Source organism: Geodermatophilus sp. SYSU D00691 (assembly GCF_054050275.1).
Genome location: NZ_JBJGYZ010000025.1, coordinates 40,643 through 57,314 on the forward strand (window position 1 = coordinate 40,643; position 16,672 = coordinate 57,314).

The window sequence follows — 16,672 nt, forward strand, 5'->3', positions numbered from 1 at the left end:
AATGGAACGGCCCTGCTGCAGTGGCCCACCGTGAGCGTGCGAGCGGTGGGGGGCAGCAGGGTCCTTCATCAGGCGGCGGACTCGGAGCCGCCGCCGCGGTTGGCACCGCCCCGGCGACGACGGCGCCGCGGCTTGGGCGTGGCGCCCTCCTCACCGGCGGCGGCGGAGGCGGCGACCGGCGCCGGCGCGGCCTCGTCGGCGCCGGCGGCCGCCGCGGCGGACCCACCGCCCCGCGTGCGCCGGCGGGGACGGCTCTTGCGCGGCCGCTCGGACTGCTCGCCGGCGTCCTCCCGGGCCGGGCCGCGATCGCCGCCGCGGTTCTTCCGGCCGGTCTCGCCGAGGTCCTCGAGCTCCTCGGCGTCCAGGCCCTCGCGGGTGCGCTGGGCGCGGGGGAGCCGGCCGGTGGCCGTCTCGGGGACGTCGAGGTCGGTGTAGACCCACGGGGAGGTCGAGTACGTCTCGGCCGGGTCGTCGAACGACAGGTCGAGAGCCTTGTTGATCAGCTGCCAGCGCGGGACGTCGTCCCAGTCGACGAGGGTGACCGCGACGCCGTCCGCCCCCGCCCGGCCGGTGCGGCCGATGCGGTGCACGTAGGTCTTCTCGTCCTCGGGGCACTGGTAGTTGACGACGTGGGTGACGCCGGTGACGTCGATGCCGCGGGCGGCGACGTCGGTGGCGACCAGGACGTCGACCTTGCCGCTGCGGAAGGCGCGCAGCGCCTGCTCGCGGGCGCCCTGGCCGAGGTCGCCGTGCACCGCCGCGGCGGCGAAGCCGCGCTCGACGAGCTCGTCGGCGACCTTCTGCGCCGTGCGCTTGGTGCGGCAGAAGATCATGGCCAGGCCGCGGCCGCGGGCCTGCAGCACGCGGGAGAGCAGTTCGGGCTTGTCGAGGTTGTGCGCCCGGTAGACGAACTGGGTCGTCTGGGGGACGGTCGAGCCCTCGTCGTTGCCGTGCGCCCGGATGTGGGTCGGCTGGGTCATGAACGACCGGGAGAGGGTGACGATCGGGCCCGGCATGGTGGCCGAGAACAGCATCGTCTGCCGCTGCGCCGGGACCATGCCGAGGATCCGCTCGATGTCGGGCAGGAAGCCCAGGTCGAGCATCTCGTCGGCCTCGTCGAGGACCAGGACGCGGACCTTGCCGAGGATCAGGTGGCCCTGCTGGACCAGGTCGAGCAGCCGGCCGGGGGTGCCGACGACGACCTCGACGCCGGCCTGCAGCGCCGAGACCTGCGGCTCGAACGCGCGCCCGCCGTAGATGGCCTGCACGCGGATGCCGCGCTTGCTGCCGGCGGTGGTCAGGTCGCGGGCGACCTGCACGCACAGCTCGCGGGTGGGGACGACGACCAGCGCCTGCGGCACGCCGTCGCCGCCCTCGGCCGGCGGGACGACCCGCTGCAGCAGCGGGACGCCGAAGCCGAGGGTCTTGCCGGTGCCGGTGCGCGCCTGGCCGATCAGGTCGTGCCCGCCCAGCGCCAGCGGGAGCGTGAGCTCCTGGATGGCGAAGGTGCGGGTGATCCCGGCCTCGGCCAGCGCGGCGACGACGTCGGGGTGGACGTCGAAGTCGCTGAACAGCGGCGCGGTCTCCTCGACCGGGGCGCCGCCGAGCTGCTCGACGGTCTGCTCGATGGCCTCGGGAGCGGGGGCGCCGGTCTCGGCGTGCTCGAGCTCGGGGGCCGTGGGGGTGTTGTCGGTGGAAGTCAGTGCTCTCGCCTCAGGTCTGCTGGGGGCAGGTGGTCCCGCGGCGGATTCCGCCGGACCGGTCCTGTCCCGGATTCGGTGTCGCGGGATCAGTTCCAGCGCCGACACCGCCAGCGGACCGGGCTCTCGGGAAGGCCCTGGTGGCTCGCCCGGGGTCGGGCGTCGCTCGGCTTCGTCAGCGCGCAGATACGTGCACAAGCGAACCGAGTGGCTCGCCGATTCCCATGCTAGCGGAGCGACCGGTTAGCCTCTGCGCGCTGCGAGGCAGATGTGGCTCGTGACACTCGAAAGGGAGAACCGGTGACCGAGGTCGACAACCGCGCCGTCGTCGACCTCCTCGGGGCGCTGGCGTACGCCGAGCTCATCGCCTTCGACCGGCTGGCCGAGGACGCCCGGCTGGCGCCCTCCCTCGACGGCCGGGCGGCGCTCGCGCGGATGGCGGCCGCCGAGATCGCGCACCACGGCCGGCTCACCGCGCGGCTCGAGGAGCTCGGTGCCGACCCCGCGCAGGCGATGGCGCCGTTCGTCGGGGCGCTGGACACCTTCCACGAGCGCACCCGCCCCAGCACCTGGCTGGAGGGGCTGGTCAAGGCCTACGTCGGCGACGGGCTGGCCTCGGACTTCTACCGCGAGATCGCCGCCCTGCTGCCCGACTCCGACCGCGAGCTCGTGCTCGAGGTGCTCGCCGACACCGGCCACGCCGACTTCGCCGTCCGCGAGGTGCGCGCCGCGATCAAGGCCGACCGGGCGGTCGCCGGCCGGCTGGCCCTGTGGGGACGGCGCCTGGTGGGGGAGGCGATGTCGCAGTCGCAGTCGGTCATCGCCGAGCGCGACCAGCTGGCCGAGCTGATCGTCCGCGGCACCGGTGACCTGGCCGGCGTCGGCCGGCTCATCGAGCGGATCACCGCGGCGCACACCGCGCGGATGAAGAACCTCGGTCTCAACCCCTGAGGAGGTCGGCATGCCGCACCTGGTCGTCGTCGGCGCGGGACCCGGGATCGGCGCCGCGACGGCCCGCCGGTTCGGGGCGGACGGCTACGACGTCGCGCTCGTCGCCCGCGACGGTCAGCGGCTGACCAGGCTGGGGGAGTCGCTGCAGGCCGAGGGGGTCACCGCCGGCTGGGCGCCCGCCGACGCCGGCGACCCGGCCGCGCTCACCGAGGCGATCGGCCGGTTCGTCCGGCACGCCGGGCCGGTGGACGTCCTGCTCTACAACGCCGTCGGGCGGCGCCGCGTCCGGGCGCCCGAGCTGGCGCCGGAGGACCTGGCCGCCGACCTCGCGATCGGCGTCGTCGGGCTGCAGACGGCGGTGCGCGCGGTGCTGCCCGGGATGCGCGAGCGGGGGACGGGCACGGTGCTCGTCACCGGTGGCGGCGCGGCCGACAGGCCGCACGCGGAGGCCGCGGGCCTCGGCGTGCAGAAGGCGGCGGTCCGGGCGCTCGCGCTGGTGCTGGCCGAGGCGCTGGCCCCGGAGGGGGTGCACGTCGCGACGGCGACGGTGCGGGGGTTCGTGGGGCCGGACCGCGACATCCCGGCGGAGCGGATCGCCGACCTCTACGCCGCGCTGGTCGCCGAGACCGCCGGTCCGCGCGAGCGGTGGCGCGCCGTCGTCGACGTCACGTGACGACCGTGCCCTCCGGCGGGAGGCCGGCGGCCTCCGCGCCGAAGGGCACGGGACGGGTCGTTCAGGCGCCGGCGATGAAGCCCACGCGCCGCTGGTCGGCCTGGGCGATCTCGACGTAGGCGATGCGGTCGACCGGGACGACGACGCGGCGCCCGCGCTCGTCGACCAGCGTCAGCAGGCCGTTCTTGGTCGAGCCGGACATGGCCGCCGACACCTCGGCCTCGATCTCGTCGGGGGTCTTCGGACTGTCGACGACCAGCTCCCGGGGGGAGTGCTGGACACCGATCTTGACTTCCACGGGGCGGATGCCTCCTCGAGTAGCGCGGCTGTCCTCACGCTAGCCCAGCCACGGCGGCGGGGACGTACCCCCGAGGTGCGCCGAGAGCGAACGAGGTCGGCCCTCCTGCAGGGTCCCGCCGCGAGCGTGCGAGCGGTGGGGGCAGGAGGACCCTTCACTGGCCGTCGACCCGCGGGAAGCCGGAGATGCCGCGCCACGCCAGCGCGGACATGAGAGCCACGGCCTCGTCGCGGGAGACGGTGCCCTTGCGGGGCAGCCACCAGCGGGCGCTGGTCTCGGCCAGGCCGGTGAGCCCCGAGGCCAGCAGCAGCGCGCGCTCGGGGTCGGACCCGGTGTCGCCGGCGATCACCTCGGCGATCGCCTCGACGCAGGCCCGGGTGCCGCGGTCGACCACCGCGCGGACGTCGTCGTCGTTGCGCAGGTCGGACTCGAAGACCAGGCGGAAGGCCTCGCCCTCGGCGTCGATGAAGTCGAAGTAGGCGCCGACGGCGCCGTCGACCCGGGCCCGGTTGTCCTCGGTGTCGGCCATGGCCTGGGCCACGCGTTCGGTCAGCTCGTCGACGTGCGTCTCCAGCAGCGCCAGGTACAGCTCCCGCTTGCCGGGGAAGTGCTGGTAGAGCACCGGCTTGCTGACGCCGGCCCGGTCGGCGATGTCGTCCATCGCCGCGGCGTGGAAGCCCTGCGCGACGAAGACGTCCTGCGCGGCCTGGAGCAGCTGCATCCGCCGCGCGCCGCGGGGGAGGCGGGACGTGCGGCGGGCGGGGGCGGGCGCCTGTCGGGGGTTCTGCATGGCGCGGCAGATGTTACCGGCGGGTCACCGGGACCGCGCGGTCCGGACCGAGGCCGGGTCTAGGCACGGCCCAGGGTGAAGGCCCAGGCCTGCGTGGTGGGCCCGCAGTCGAAGGACTGCCGGGTCAGCTCCGTGTACGTCCCCACGAGGGTCTCGCCCTGCCTCGTGAACGTCACCGTCCAGTCGGCGAACAGCGGCCGGCCGTCGCACGTCGGCGACAACCCGATCGGCACCGTGCCGCGGGACCGGTACCCCGCCGGGTCGCCCAGCAGCGCCGCCGGGTTGTAGCCGGCGACCGCGGCGAGGGTGCACTGCGTCGCCTGGCAGGTGATCGACATGTCCAGGGGCAGCGTCGGCGGGCAGGCGTTCGAGAAGCCGTCGCAGGCGGTCAGCGTGCCCGTGCCCGCCCACCGGCCCTGCAGCGCCGGGTCGGCGGGGAGCGGGGCGGCCGACGTCGAGGTCGACGTGCTCCTGGAGGTCGTGGCCCGCGGGGTCGTCGTCCGCTCGGTGGGAGTGGCGGCCGTGCTCGTGGCCGTGGTCGTGGCGGCCGCCGTCCCCGTGGCCGGCCCGTCGTCCTGGAGCGCGACGTAGGCGACCAGCGCGACCGCCAGGACGACGGCGAGCACCGCCGACGCCACGACGGCGACGACCCGGCCCGTGCGTCTCGGCGGGGCGGCCGGCACCGGGGGCATCGGGGGCACCGGCATCGGGAAGGACGGCGGAGCGGCGCCCCACGTCGGGCCCGTGGGCACCGGCGGTGGCACCGGCGGGGGCGCGGCGGGTGGCGCCGCCGCGGCTGCCGGGACGGGGGCGGACGCCGTCGTCGGCGGTGGCGGCAGCGCGGGCAGCCGCACCTCGCGGGTCGTGCCGGCCGGTGCCGCGGGCGGCGCGAGCAGCTGGCGCAGCAGCTGCTCGGCCCGTCCCGCGGTCGGCCGTGCCTCGGGCCGCTTGGCGGTGAGCTGCTCGACGGCCTCGGCGACCGGTCCGGGAACCCCCTCGCGCCGCAGGTCGGGTACCGGGTCGGCGAGCAGCCGCCGCATGGCGGCCGACATGCCGTCGCCGGCGGTGAAGGGGCCGCGGCCGGTGAGGGCGAGGAAGAGCGTGCTGCCGAGGGCGAAGACGTCGGCCGCGGTCGTCGGCCGGTCGTCGTAGAAGAGCTCGGGTGCCTGGTAGTCCAGCCGCTCGTCGAGCCGGGCACCGGCCTCGGGGGTGTCGGCCGTGGCCGGCAGGACGGCGAAGTCCTCCAGCCGCACCGCCGTCGGGCCCGCAGGACCGCCGTCGAGGCGGACGGCGTCGGGACCGACCGCGCCGTGCACCAGCCCGCGCGCGTGCGCCGCTCCCAGCGCTCCGGCGACCGCGACGGCCACCGTCACGGCGTCCCGCACGGGCAGCGGGCCCCGCTCCCGGATCCACTGCCGCAGGTCGACGCCCGTCGAGGCGGGCACCACGAGGTAGCCGTGCCGGTCGGGGGTCAGCCCGCCGGCGAGGAGGGGCGGCAGCGCGGGGTGCGGTCCGGCCACCCGCAGCAGGGCGACCGCGACGCCGAACGCGTCGGCGGTGCCTCCCGACAACGGCGCGTCGGAGACGGTCGCGTCGACCGGGCGCCCGTCGGCCGTGAGGGTGCCCCGGTGGACGACGCCCCAGCCGGTCCGCCGGAGGGGCACCGCCCCGGAGACACCGGGGACGGCCGGCGGGCCGCCGGAGATCGGGCCCGTGTGCCGCGGATCGTCCATGGGGAGCCTCGTTCCGGTCAGGAGGTGATGTCGAAGGCGTAGGCGGTGGTCAGCGGGAGGCAGGCGCCCTCCGGGGCCGTCTCCCGCCACGTCCCCACCACGTGCGTGGGCACGTGGTCGCGCGTGCCCGGGTCCCACTCGGCCTCGGTGACGCTGAAGGACAGCTGCCACGTCGTCGGCACCGGCTGGCCGTCGCAGAGGAAGGCGTACTGCGGCGGCGTCGTGCCGGAGGCGGTGAAGGTGGTCCCGTCCCCGCCGAGGGTGGCCACGCCGTAGCCGTTGCCGGGGAAGGGCTCGACCGAGCAGGCGCTCGCGCAGGTGACCTGGAACCAGACCGACGCCGTCTGCGACTGCGCGCAGTCGTCGGTGAAGTTCTCGCAGGCGGTGATCGGCGCCGCGTCCTGCGACCAGCTGCGGGACAGCACGACCGACCGGGCGAAGTCCGCGGGGAGCCCCTGCGCCAGGCCCGCCGCCGGGGTGATCGGCGCGACGCGGCCCGTCGGCGGCCCCGCGTCGGTGGTCCGCGTGGGCTCCGTGGCCTGCGTCGTCCCCGGGTCGTCGTCGCGGAGCACCAGGAAGCCGGCCAGCAGGGCGCCGAGGACGACCGCGGCGGCGAGGGAGAGCAGCACCGCCGTGCGGCGACGCCGTCCGCCCGTCCGCGGGGGCCGGGGCGGGGGAGGGACCGCCGGCCGGACCCGAGGGGGGATCTCCGGCGGCGGTCCGACGGGGGTCTCGTGCCTCGCGCCGCCTCCGGCCGGCCGGCGGACGACGGTCGTGCCGGCGCGCGGCCGATCCGCACCCCCGCCCGGATCGGTGGTGCGCACCCCCGGCCGCGGTTCCTCGAGCGTCGTGCGCGCCGCCGCGGCGAGCGCCCCGGCCGTGGGGTAGCGCTGTTCCCGGTCCTTGGCCAGGCCGCGGGCGACGACCTCGTCCATCGCTGGTGGCACGTCCGGGCGCTGCCGGCTCGGCGCCGGCGGCGGCAGGTGCAGGTGGGCGTACATGAGCGGCGCCAGCCCGTCGCCGCGGAACGGGCGCTGCCCGGTCAGGCACTCGAAGAGCACGCAGGCGAGCGCGTACACGTCCACCCGGCCGTCGGCCGGCTCCTCGCGGAAGCGCTCGGGGGCCATGTAGTCGAACGACCCCACGGCCGCGCCCACGGAGGTGAGCGCCGGACCCGTCTGGTCGGTGGTCGAGCGGGCGATGCCGAAGTCGACCAGGTAGGCGAACGGGATGCTGCCCGAGCCGGTCAGCAGGATGTTCGAGGGCTTGACGTCGCGGTGCACGAGGCCGGCGGCGTGGGCGGCGTCGAGCGCGCCGGCGACCTGCTCGACGACGGCGACGGCGCGTTCGGGTGGCAGGGCGCCGTCGCGGGCCAGGACCGCGCCGAGGTCGTCGCCCTCCACCAGGCGCATGTCCAGGTACAGCCGGCCCTCGAACTCGCCGAACCGGTGGATCGGCACGACGTGCGGCTCGGACAGCCGCGCGGCCATGTGCGCCTCGCGGCGGAACCGCTCCCGGTAGCCGTCGTCGCCGGCCAGCAGCGGCGAGAGCAGCTTGAGGGCGACGACCCGGTCGTGCTCGGTGTCGTAGGCGCGGTAGACCTCGCCCATGCCGCCCCGGCCGAGCAGCTGCTGGAGCCGGTAGGGACCGAACCGCTCGGCCCGGTGCGCCGGCCGCCCCGTCGCCTCAGCCACGGCTGGCCACCACCTCGTACTCGACGGAGACCCCGGCGCACGCCCCGGCGGGGCTCGTCTCGGAGTAGGAGCCCCGGAGCGAGGTGGCCACCCAGCCCTCGTCCTGCGGCTCGACGCCGACGACCGAGACCTCCACCTGCCAGGTGGTCGCGACCGGCGCTCCCGCGCAGGTGTGCGCCGACTGCGCCGGGACGGTGCCGGTCGCCGAGCTCCGGCGGCCCTCCCGGACGAGCGGGGCCGGGCTCCAGTCGGCGTCGGGGTAGACGGCCAGGTAGCAGTCGGCGTCGTCGCAGAGCACGCTGAACTCCAGGACGCGCTGCCCGGAGGAGGCGCAGCCGTCGGCCACGTTGCGGCAGCTGAGCAGCGGGGTGTCGGTGTCCTGCCACGTGCCCTGCAGGTCGGCCGCCGCGTAGTCGGCCGCCGAGGGGAGCGGCTCGCTGCTGGTCGAGGTGCTCGAACCGGTCGTCGCGTCGCTGCTCCCGCCGCCGGGGAGCAGGACCACCAGCGCCGCGGCGGCGAGGGCGACCACGACCGCGGCGACGGCGGCGAGCACCACCCGGCGCCGGCCGGTGCGGGGCCGGGCGGGCTGCGGTTCGTCGCCGCCGCCGGGTGGCCCGCCGGTGCCGAGGGGCGTGACCGGCACCCCCAGCCGGCGCTGCACCTCCTGCAGGCGGCGGGCGAGGTCGGCGGCGGTCGGCCGGTCACCCGGCGGCCGCGCCGTGGCGGCGCCGACCACGACCGCGATCTCGTCGGGGACCCCGGCCCGGCGCAGATCCGGGACGGGCTCGGTGAGCAGGCGGCGGACGAGCCCGCCGCGGCCGCCCGGCCCCTCGAACGGCGCCCGGCCGGTGAGCAGCAGGAACAGCGTCGAGCCGAGCGCCCAGACGTCGGCCGCCGGCGCGGGAGCGGCGCCGTCGAGGCGCTCCGGGGGCACGTGCGGCTCCTCCAGCGCCGTCGGGGCGGGTGCCGCGGTCCCGTCCGCCGCCCGCGGCAGCGCCACGCCGAACACGAGCGGCCGCTCCGCGGACGGCAGCTCGACGCAGTGCGGGCCGAACGCCCCGTGGACCAGGCCGGCGTCGTGCAGCGCGGCGAGCGCGTCCGCCAGGTGGACGCCCAGGACGAGCGCCTGGGCCCACGGGGCGGGGCCGGCCGCGGTCACCGTCTCCGCGACGGTGGCGCTCCCGGTGCTCGCCGCGACCAGGTAGGGACGGCGGTCCGCGGTCAGCCCCGAGCTCACCAGGCGGGCGAGGGCGGGGTGGCCGAGCTGCTCCAGGGTCCGCGCGTCGGACCGGAACCGCAGCACGGCGACGTCGTCGAGGCCGGCCGCACCGACCGTGACGCGCACCGGCCGCCCCTCCGCCGTGGTGGCGCGGAACACCGTCCCCGCCGTGGTGGCGCCGTCGGCGACCCCCGGGCCGAGCCCGGGGATCCCGAGGTCGGCCTCCGGACCGCCCCCGGCCCGCCCCCCGTGCTGGAACGCCATGCGCCCTGCCTCGCGTCGAAATTGCGCGAAGGCTAGGGGCCGGGCCGGACGGGCGGAAGGCAGTTCGGTCGCTCTACCGTCGATCGGGTGCCCCCGCCCCTGCCCGTGTCCCCCTCCAAGGTGCCGCTGCCGTCCATCGACGCCGTCCCGCCGCCGTGGCCGGGGGAGGAGATCGGTGGGCTGTTCGTCCGCCGCACCCCGTGGAGCGGGCCCGTCGAGGGGCCGGCCGAGGGGGCGCCGCGCGAGCGGGCGCTGTACGTGCACGGCCTCGGCGGCGCCTCGACCAACTGGACCGACCTGGCCGCGCTGCTGCGGGTCCGGTTCGACGGCTGGGCCCTCGACCTGCCGGGCTTCGGGCGCTCGCAGCCGCCGCGGCGGCACCGCTACACCGTGCGGGGCCACGTGCGCGCCGTCGTCGAGCTGCTCGAGCACATCGTCGCCCGGCCGGGGGAGGGGCAGGGGCGGCCGGTGCACCTGCTCGGCAACTCCCTGGGTGGGCTGGTGGCGCTGCTGGTCGCCGGCCGCCGTCCCGGCCTGGTCGCCTCGCTGACGCTGGTCTCCCCGGCCATGCCCGTGTACCGGGTCCCGCCGGCTTTCAGCAAGCAGCTGCTGCTCCTGCTGGTGCCCGGCGTCGCCGGGCTGGCCGAGAAGCGGATGTCCGGCATCGCGCCCGAGCAGCACGTGCGGGGGATGGTCGAGATGTGCTTCGGCGACCCGAAGCGGGTGCCGCGCGAGCGGATCGACGAGGCGGTCCAGGAGATGCGCGACCGCGCCGGCCAGCCGTGGGCCGACCGGGCGCTGGTGCGGAGCATGCGCGGGCTGATCACCTCGTACCTGCGCGTCAACGCCGCCTGGCGGATCGCCGCCCGGCTGAGCACGCCGACGCTGGTCGTGTGGGGCGACCGCGACCGGCTGGTCGACCCGCGGCTCGCGCCCCGGCTGGCGACGACGCTGCCCGACGCCCGGCTGCTGGTCCTCGAGGGCGTCGGCCACGTGGCGATGCTGGAGGCGCCGGAACCGACCGCGCGGGCCGTGCTGGGGCTGGTGGAGGAGATCGCCGATCGGGCGTGACCGGCGGCGTGCCGACGTGTCGACCTGTCGCACGAGCACCACGCTGCGTGACATTCTGGCCGGGTGACTCCGGCGGACGCCCCTCCGGGCCGTCCGTCGGCCCCCAGACGCCGACCCGGTCCGCCGCCGGTGCCGCGCGCCGCGCCCCGCGGTCGCCCACCGGTCCCGCCGTCGGCGGCCCGGCCGGCCGGCCCCACGACCAGCCCCGCCGTCCCCGCGGTCCGGCGGGAGCGTCCGGCCCCGCCGCCGCGGACCCGCCGTGGGCCGGCCCGCGAGCGGCCGGCGCCGCCGCCGGGGCGGGTGCGCCGCTTCGTCGCGCGCTGGGGCTGGCGCGCCTACGCGATCCCGCTGCTCACGATCGCGACCCTGGCCACCCTGGTCGACATCGTGCTGACCGGGACGTCGACGACCGCGTCGTCCGGCGCGGCGGTGACGTCCGCCTCGGGGTCCGCGTCGGGGTCCGCGTCGGGTTCCGCCGCGCCGTCCGCGACCGCGGAGCCGACGGCGCCGGTGGGGGAGACGCCGCCGGCCGCCGGTGACGCCGGTCCGACCGAGACCGTCCCGGCCCCGGCGGCGGCGCCGTACGTGGAGCAGGGCGCCGGCACCGTGACGGTCGTCGACGGGTCGTCGCAGGTCTACGGCACCGGCCCGGTGCAGCGCTTCGTCGTCGAGGTCGAGGACGGCATCGGCGTCGACGGCGTCCCGTTCGCCCAGGCGGTCGAGGCCACGCTCGGCGACCCCCGGTCGTGGGGCAGCGGCGGGCGGATGGCGTTCCAGCGGGTCGGCGCCGCCGACGCCGCGGCCGGCCAGTACGAGTTCAAGGTGACGCTCGTCAGCCCCGGCAACATGGAGCGCTACTGCCCGGGCGTCGGCACCGGCGGCTACACCTCCTGCCGCTACGGCGAGCGCGCCGTCATCAACCTGGCCCGCTGGGCCACCGCCGTCCCCCACTACGAGGGCGACATCGCGACCTACCGGCAGTACGTGGTCAACCACGAGGTCGGCCACGCCCTCGGCCACGGGCACGAGGAGTGCCCCGCCCCGGGCGCGGTCGCGCCGGTCATGCAGCAGCAGACGCTCGGCCTCGACGGCTGCGTCCGCAACGCCTGGCCGTACCCCTAAGCCTCTCCCGGGACGGGGCGTCGGGCGCTACGGTCTCCCCAGGTGCGCCGGGAAGCCTGGTCGGCAGTCGGAACCGGACTGCGATCGAAGGGCCCCCGCCATGGCCACCGTCCCGCCTGCCGTCCCCGCGCTGCGCGCCGAGGGGCTGACGAAGCACTTCGGCGCCACGGTGGCGCTGGAGGACCTGTCCCTGACCGTCCCGGCGGGTGAGGTGTTCGGCTTCCTCGGACCCAACGGGGCCGGGAAGTCGACGACGATCCGCCTGCTGCTCGGCCTGCTGCGGCCCACCCGCGGCACCGCCCGGATCTTCGACGTGCCGGGGGCCGACGTGGAGCGCGCGCACCGGCACCTCGCCTACGTGCCGGCGGACGTCGCGCTGTGGCCGGCGATGACCGGCCAGGAGTGCCTGGACCTGCTCGCCGGCGTCGGCCCGGGTACCGACCTGGCCCACCGGGACGAGCTGGTGCAGCGCTTCGACCTCGACCCGGGTCGCCGGGCCCGCACCTACTCCACCGGCAACCGGCAGAAGGTCGCGCTCGTCGCCGCCTTCGCCACCCGGGCCTCGCTGCTCGTCCTCGACGAGCCGACCAGCGGGCTCGACCCGCTGGTGGAGCGCGAGTTCCGGCGCTGCATCGCCGAGGCCGCCGAGCAGGGCCGGACGGTGTTCCTCAGCTCGCACCACCTGGCCGAGGTGGAGGCAGTCTGCACCCGCGTGGGGATCGTGCGCAGCGGCCGGCTCGCCGAGGTGGCCGGCCTGGAGGACCTGCGCCGGCTGCGCCGGTCGGAGGTGGTCGTCGACCTCGCCTCTCCGCTGGCGGAGCTCGCGCACCTGGCCGAGCTGCCCGGGGTCACCGACCTCCGCCGCCTCTCCGACCGCCGGCTGGCGCTGTCGCTGACCGGGCCGCCCGGTCCGGTGCTGCGCGCGCTGGGGGAGGCCGACGTGCAGCGCATCGACGTCCGCGAGCCCTCGCTCGAGGAGATCTTCCTCGACTACTACGGCGAGGTGCCGGCGTGACGGCGACGACCGTCCGCCCGGCGACCGGCCGGCCGCTGCGGCCGGCCGGCGGCCCGGTCTCCCGTGCGGTCGTCCGGCAGGTCCGCCGGGGGACGGCGGTCGTCGCCGTCCTCACAGGTGCCCTGCCCGCGATCGTGGTGGTGCAGTACCGCGGGGTCGCCGGCGCCCTGACCGGCGACTCGGTGGCCGCCCTCGCCGGGAACCCGGCGATCCGCACCCTGTTCGGGGCGCCCGTCGCGCTCGACGACCCCGGCGGGTTCACCGTCTGGCGCACCGGCACCGTGCTCTGCGTCCTCGTCGGGATCTGGGCCGCGCTCACCGCGACCCGGGTCACCCGCGGCGAGGAGGAGGCGGGACGGGCGGACCTGCTGCTCGCCGGCCGCCTCACGCTGCGCACGCTCGTGAGCCGTCAGCTCGCCGTCCTCGTCGTCGCCGCCGCGGTGCCGGGGGCCACCGCCGCCCTCGGGCTGCTGGTCACCGGTGCCGGCACCCTCGGCGCGGTGCTCTTCGGCGCCGTCGTCGCGGGCACCGGCGCGACGGGCGCCGCCCTCGGCGTCCTCGCCGCCCAGGTGTTCGCCGACCGCCGCTCGGCCTCCGGCCTGGCCGTGGCGGTCCTGCTCGGCGGCCTGCTCGCGCGGATGGTCGCCGACGGCGTCCCGGCGCTGCTGTGGCTGCGGTGGCTCACGCCCTTCGGGCTGCTGGAGGAGGTCGCCCCCTTCGCCGAGGACGACCCGCTGGGGCTCGCCGCGCTCGCGGTCCTGGTGGCGCTGTCCGTGCTGGCCGCCGGCGTGCTGGCCCACGGGCGCGACGTCGGCAGCGGCCGATCGCGCGGCCGGGACCGGCGGGTCGCGCCCAGCCGGCTGCTGCGCTCGCTGCCGGGCCTCGCCGTGCACCGCACCCGCCGGGCACTGCTGGGCTGGGGTGCGGGCGTCGGGGCCTACTTCGTGCTCATCGGCGTCCTGACGACGGCGATGGTCGACTTCCTGCGGGACAACCCGGTGTTCGCCCGGCTCGCCGCGCAGGCCGGGTTCCCCCAGCTCGGTTCGGTGGAGGGCTACGTCTCGGCGCTGTTCACCCTGCTCGCCGTGCCGGTGGGCGCCTTCGCCGCGGCCCGGGTGGCGGCGACCGCCCACGACGAGACCGCGGGGCGGTTCGCGCTGCTGTTCGGCCGGCCCGTCCCGCGCACGCGGTGGGCGGTCACCGAGGCGGTGGCGGTCGCGGTGGGCGTCGTCCTGCTCGCCTCGGTCGCCGGCCTGGCCGCCTTCCTCGGCGCGACGGCGGTCGGCGCCGGGCTGGGGCCGGGCAGCGCGCTGGCCGGCGCCCTCAACATCGTCCCGATCGCCCTGCTCTGCCTGGGCGCCGCGCTGACCGCGCTCGGCTGGGCGCCGGCGGCGGTGCTGCCGCTCGGCACGCTGCCCGCCGCCGGCGGCTACCTGCTGCTGGTCCTGGCCGACACCTTCGACTGGCCGGACGCCGTGCGCTGGTGGTCGCCCTTCGCCCACGTGGCCCCGGTCCCGGCGGTCCCGGCGGACCTCGCCGGCGCCGTCGGCACGTGCGCCGTCGCGGTGCTGCTCGCCGCCGCCGGCCTGGCCGGGTACGCCCGCCGGGACCTGCGCGGCTGAGAGCTCCACCACGTCCGTGCGGGGGGAACAGGCGCGCCTGCCACGCTGTTATGCGCACGAACACGCGGCCGCGAGCCGCTGTCCGCGAACCCGAGGAGCGATCGTGTCCCTGCCACCCCTGGTGGAACCCGCCGCCGATCTGTCGATCGACGAGGTCCGCCGGTACAGCCGCCACCTGATCATCCCGGACGTCGGGATGGACGGGCAGAAGCGCCTGAAGAACGCCAAGGTGCTGGCCGTCGGTGCGGGCGGGCTGGGTTCCCCGGTGCTCATGTACCTGGCCGCCGCGGGCGTGGGCACGCTCGGCATCGTCGAGTTCGACGTCGTCGACGAGTCGAACCTGCAGCGCCAGATCATCCACGGCCAGTCCGACGTCGGCCGGTCCAAGGCGGAGAGCGCGCGGGACTCCATCAAGGAGATCAACCCGCTCGTCGACGTCCGGCTGCACGAGACGCGGCTGGACAGCGACAACGTGCTGGAGATCTTCAGCCAGTACGACCTCATCGTCGACGGCACCGACAACTTCGCCACGCGCTACCTGGTCAACGACGCCTGCGTGCTGCTCGGCAAGCCCTACGTCTGGGGCTCGATCTACCGCTTCGACGGTCAGGTCTCGGTCTTCTGGAACGACCACGGGCCGAACTACCGCGACCTCTACCCGGTGCCCCCGCCGCCCGGGATGGTCCCCAGCTGCGCCGAGGGCGGCGTGCTCGGCGTGCTCTGCGCGACGATCGGCGCGATCCAGGCCACCGAGGCGGTCAAGCTCATCACCGGCATCGGCGAGACCCTGCTCGGCCGGCTCATGGTCTACGACGCCCTGGAGATGACCTTCCGCACGATCAAGTTGCGCAAGGACCCCGAGGCGGAGCCGATCACCGGCCTCATCGACTACGAGGCGTTCTGCGGCGTCGTGTCGGTGGAGGCCCAGGAGGCGGCCGCCGGCTCGACGATCACCGTCGACGAGCTCAAGGACATGATGGACGCCGGCAAGGACTTCGAGCTGATCGACGTCCGCGAGAAGAACGAGTACGAGATCGTGTCCATCCCGGGCGCGACGCTCATCCCCAAGGACGAGATCCTCTCCGGCCGGGCGCTCGCGCAGCTGCCGAACGACAAGCCGATCGTGCTGCACTGCAAGACCGGTGTCCGCTCCGCCGAGGTGCTCGCCGCGGTGAAGAACGCCGGCTTCAAGGACGCCGTGCACGTGCAGGGCGGCGTGACCGCCTGGGCGACGCGCATCGACAAGACCCTTCCTACGTACTGAAAGGACCTCGTCCCTCCCCCCGACACGCTTCGCGCGCCGCGGGGCCCGGGGACGAGGCCGTTCCAGCACGTCGCCGGGCCCGGCCCGCCTCCCCCCAGCGGAGGCGGGCCGGGCCCTCGCGTTGTGTACTGGCGCCCATGGCCGAGATCGCACCCACCGAGCTGCTCGAACTCTTCCAGCGCGCCCAGGCGTCCTTCACCGACCGGGTGGACGCCGTCGATCCCGACCAGTGGGAGGACGAGGCGCTGCCCGAGTGGACCGTCGCCGACCTCGTGGCGCATCTGGTCACCGAGATGCTCTGGGTGCCGCCCCTGGTGGCCGGCGAGCCGTACGCCGAGGGCCGTTTCCCCGACGCGACCAGCGACCTGCTCGGCGCCGACCCGATGACCGGCTGGGAGTCGGCGGCCGACAACGCCCTGTCGGCGTTCGCCGAGGACGACGCCCTCGTGCGCACCGTCCACCTCGAGCGCGGCCCCACGCCGGCCACGCAGTACATCCTCGAGCTGATCGCCGACCTCACCGTGCACGCCTGGGACCTGGCGCGGGCGACCGACGGCGACACCGACCTCGACGGCCAGCTGGTCACCGCGGCGCTGCTGATCGGGGAGGCCATCCCCGAGGACGGCGTCCCCGGCCTGTTCGACCCGCCGCTGGACGTCTCCGCCACGGCGTCGCCGCAGCAGCGCCTGCTCGCCCGGTTCGGCCGCCGGCCGCTGTAGCGGCGGTGGACGCGGCCGGGCTGGACGTCGACGAGGCGGTGTTCGACGTCGTCGAGCGGATCCCGCCCGGCCGGGTGAGCACCTACGGGGCGGTCGGCCGGCTGGTCGGCGTCGGTCCGCGCCGGGTGGCGCGGGCTCTGTCGGCCGGCGGCGGGGCGGTGCCGTGGTGGCGGGTGCTGCGCGCCGACGGCACCGCCGCCGAGCCGGTGCGCGCCCGCCAGCTGGAGCTGCTGGCCGCCGAGGGCGTGCCCGCTCTCGACGGGCGCGTGGACCTGCGCGCGGTGGGCTGGCCCGACTGAGCCGTGTTACCACTGCGGAAACCTTCGTCCCAAGTCCTTCAGATCGGCGGCCGGGCTACCGACGCTGGGGACATGAACACCATGGCGTGCAGGGCGGTGGCCCAGGCGGGGCTGTCCGCCGGGACGGCGTCCCTGGACGTGGAGGCGGCCTTCCCGCTGCTCCTCGTCGCCGGCTGGCTCACCACGGCCGCCGACCTGATGCGGGAGGCGGCGCTGCAGGAGTCCCTCCCCGTCTGAG

General features: G+C 76.5%; 16 protein-coding genes. 10 read left to right on the top strand and 6 right to left on the bottom strand.

Translation table 11 applies throughout. The features are described from left to right. Window positions 1–68 precede the first annotated feature (68 nt). Complete coding sequence (locus ACI797_RS17880; RefSeq protein ID WP_456860095.1) at window positions 69–1,808, bottom strand: DEAD/DEAH box helicase; 1,740 nt, start codon at window positions 1,806–1,808, stop codon at window positions 69–71. Window positions 1,809–2,000: 192 nt separating this feature from the next. Here ACI797_RS17880 and ACI797_RS17885 point away from each other — a divergent pair, with 192 nt between their 5' ends. Both ACI797_RS17885 and ACI797_RS17890 read left to right on the top strand, forming a co-directional pair. Then, a complete protein-coding gene (locus ACI797_RS17885; RefSeq protein ID WP_456860096.1) occupies window positions 2,001–2,651 on the top strand; it encodes a ferritin-like fold-containing protein in 651 nt (216 codons plus the stop codon). A gap of 10 nt (window positions 2,652–2,661) precedes the next feature. After that, window positions 2,662–3,324 carry an SDR family oxidoreductase gene (locus ACI797_RS17890; RefSeq protein ID WP_456860097.1) on the top strand — a complete coding sequence of 221 codons (663 nt, stop codon included), beginning with the start codon at window positions 2,662–2,664 and terminating at the stop codon, window positions 3,322–3,324. A gap of 61 nt (window positions 3,325–3,385) precedes the next feature. On the opposite strand, the gene ACI797_RS17895 is transcribed toward ACI797_RS17890, so the two are convergent. The 5 genes from ACI797_RS17895 to ACI797_RS17915 form a co-directional block, all read right to left on the bottom strand. Further along, complete coding sequence (locus ACI797_RS17895; protein WP_456539136.1) at window positions 3,386–3,622, bottom strand: DUF3107 domain-containing protein; 237 nt, start codon at window positions 3,620–3,622, stop codon at window positions 3,386–3,388. Between the two features lie 154 nt (window positions 3,623–3,776). Next, complete coding sequence (locus ACI797_RS17900; protein WP_456539135.1) at window positions 3,777–4,412, bottom strand: TetR/AcrR family transcriptional regulator; 636 nt, start codon at window positions 4,410–4,412, stop codon at window positions 3,777–3,779. 59 nt (window positions 4,413–4,471) lie between these two features. Further along, window positions 4,472–6,145, bottom strand: a complete 1,674-nt coding sequence (locus ACI797_RS17905; RefSeq protein ID WP_456860098.1) for a protein kinase domain-containing protein — start codon at window positions 6,143–6,145, stop codon at window positions 4,472–4,474. A 17-nt stretch (window positions 6,146–6,162) separates the two neighbouring features. Next, a complete protein-coding gene (locus ACI797_RS17910; RefSeq protein WP_456860099.1) occupies window positions 6,163–7,839 on the bottom strand; it encodes a serine/threonine-protein kinase in 1,677 nt (558 codons plus the stop codon). After that, window positions 7,832–9,322 carry a protein kinase gene (locus ACI797_RS17915; RefSeq protein WP_456860100.1) on the bottom strand — a complete coding sequence of 497 codons (1,491 nt, stop codon included), beginning with the start codon at window positions 9,320–9,322 and terminating at the stop codon, window positions 7,832–7,834. Before ACI797_RS17915 ends, ACI797_RS17910 begins: the two co-directional genes overlap by 8 nt. Window positions 9,323–9,409: 87 nt before the next feature. Here ACI797_RS17915 and ACI797_RS17920 point away from each other — a divergent pair, with 87 nt between their 5' ends. From ACI797_RS17920 to ACI797_RS17955, 8 genes are all read left to right on the top strand, one after another. Then, window positions 9,410–10,393: an alpha/beta fold hydrolase gene (locus ACI797_RS17920; protein ID WP_456860101.1), complete on the top strand. Its 984-nt coding sequence runs from the start codon at window positions 9,410–9,412 to the stop codon at window positions 10,391–10,393. 300 nt (window positions 10,394–10,693) lie between these two features. Next, on the top strand, window positions 10,694–11,515 hold the full coding sequence (locus ACI797_RS17925) for a DUF3152 domain-containing protein (RefSeq protein WP_456860102.1): 822 nt from the start codon (window positions 10,694–10,696) through the stop codon (window positions 11,513–11,515). Window positions 11,516–11,615: 100 nt separating this feature from the next. Further along, a complete protein-coding gene (locus tag ACI797_RS17930) occupies window positions 11,616–12,530 on the top strand; it encodes an ATP-binding cassette domain-containing protein (RefSeq protein WP_456860103.1) in 915 nt (304 codons plus the stop codon). After that, window positions 12,527–14,152: a hypothetical protein gene (locus tag ACI797_RS17935; protein WP_456860104.1), complete on the top strand. Its 1,626-nt coding sequence runs from the start codon at window positions 12,527–12,529 to the stop codon at window positions 14,150–14,152. The genes ACI797_RS17930 and ACI797_RS17935 overlap by 4 nt, the downstream gene beginning before the upstream one ends. Window positions 14,153–14,255: 103 nt before the next feature. Beyond that, on the top strand, window positions 14,256–15,416 hold the full coding sequence (moeZ, locus tag ACI797_RS17940) for an adenylyltransferase/sulfurtransferase MoeZ (RefSeq protein WP_456860105.1): 1,161 nt from the start codon (window positions 14,256–14,258) through the stop codon (window positions 15,414–15,416). 137 nt (window positions 15,417–15,553) lie between these two features. Beyond that, window positions 15,554–16,135, top strand: a complete 582-nt coding sequence (locus ACI797_RS17945) for a TIGR03086 family metal-binding protein (RefSeq protein ID WP_456860106.1) — start codon at window positions 15,554–15,556, stop codon at window positions 16,133–16,135. 5 nt (window positions 16,136–16,140) lie between these two features. Continuing rightward, on the top strand, window positions 16,141–16,434 hold the full coding sequence (locus ACI797_RS17950; protein ID WP_456860107.1) for an MGMT family protein: 294 nt from the start codon (window positions 16,141–16,143) through the stop codon (window positions 16,432–16,434). 72 nt (window positions 16,435–16,506) lie between these two features. Continuing rightward, complete coding sequence (locus tag ACI797_RS17955; RefSeq protein WP_456860108.1) at window positions 16,507–16,671, top strand: hypothetical protein; 165 nt, start codon at window positions 16,507–16,509, stop codon at window positions 16,669–16,671. Window position 16,672 lies beyond the last annotated feature (1 nt).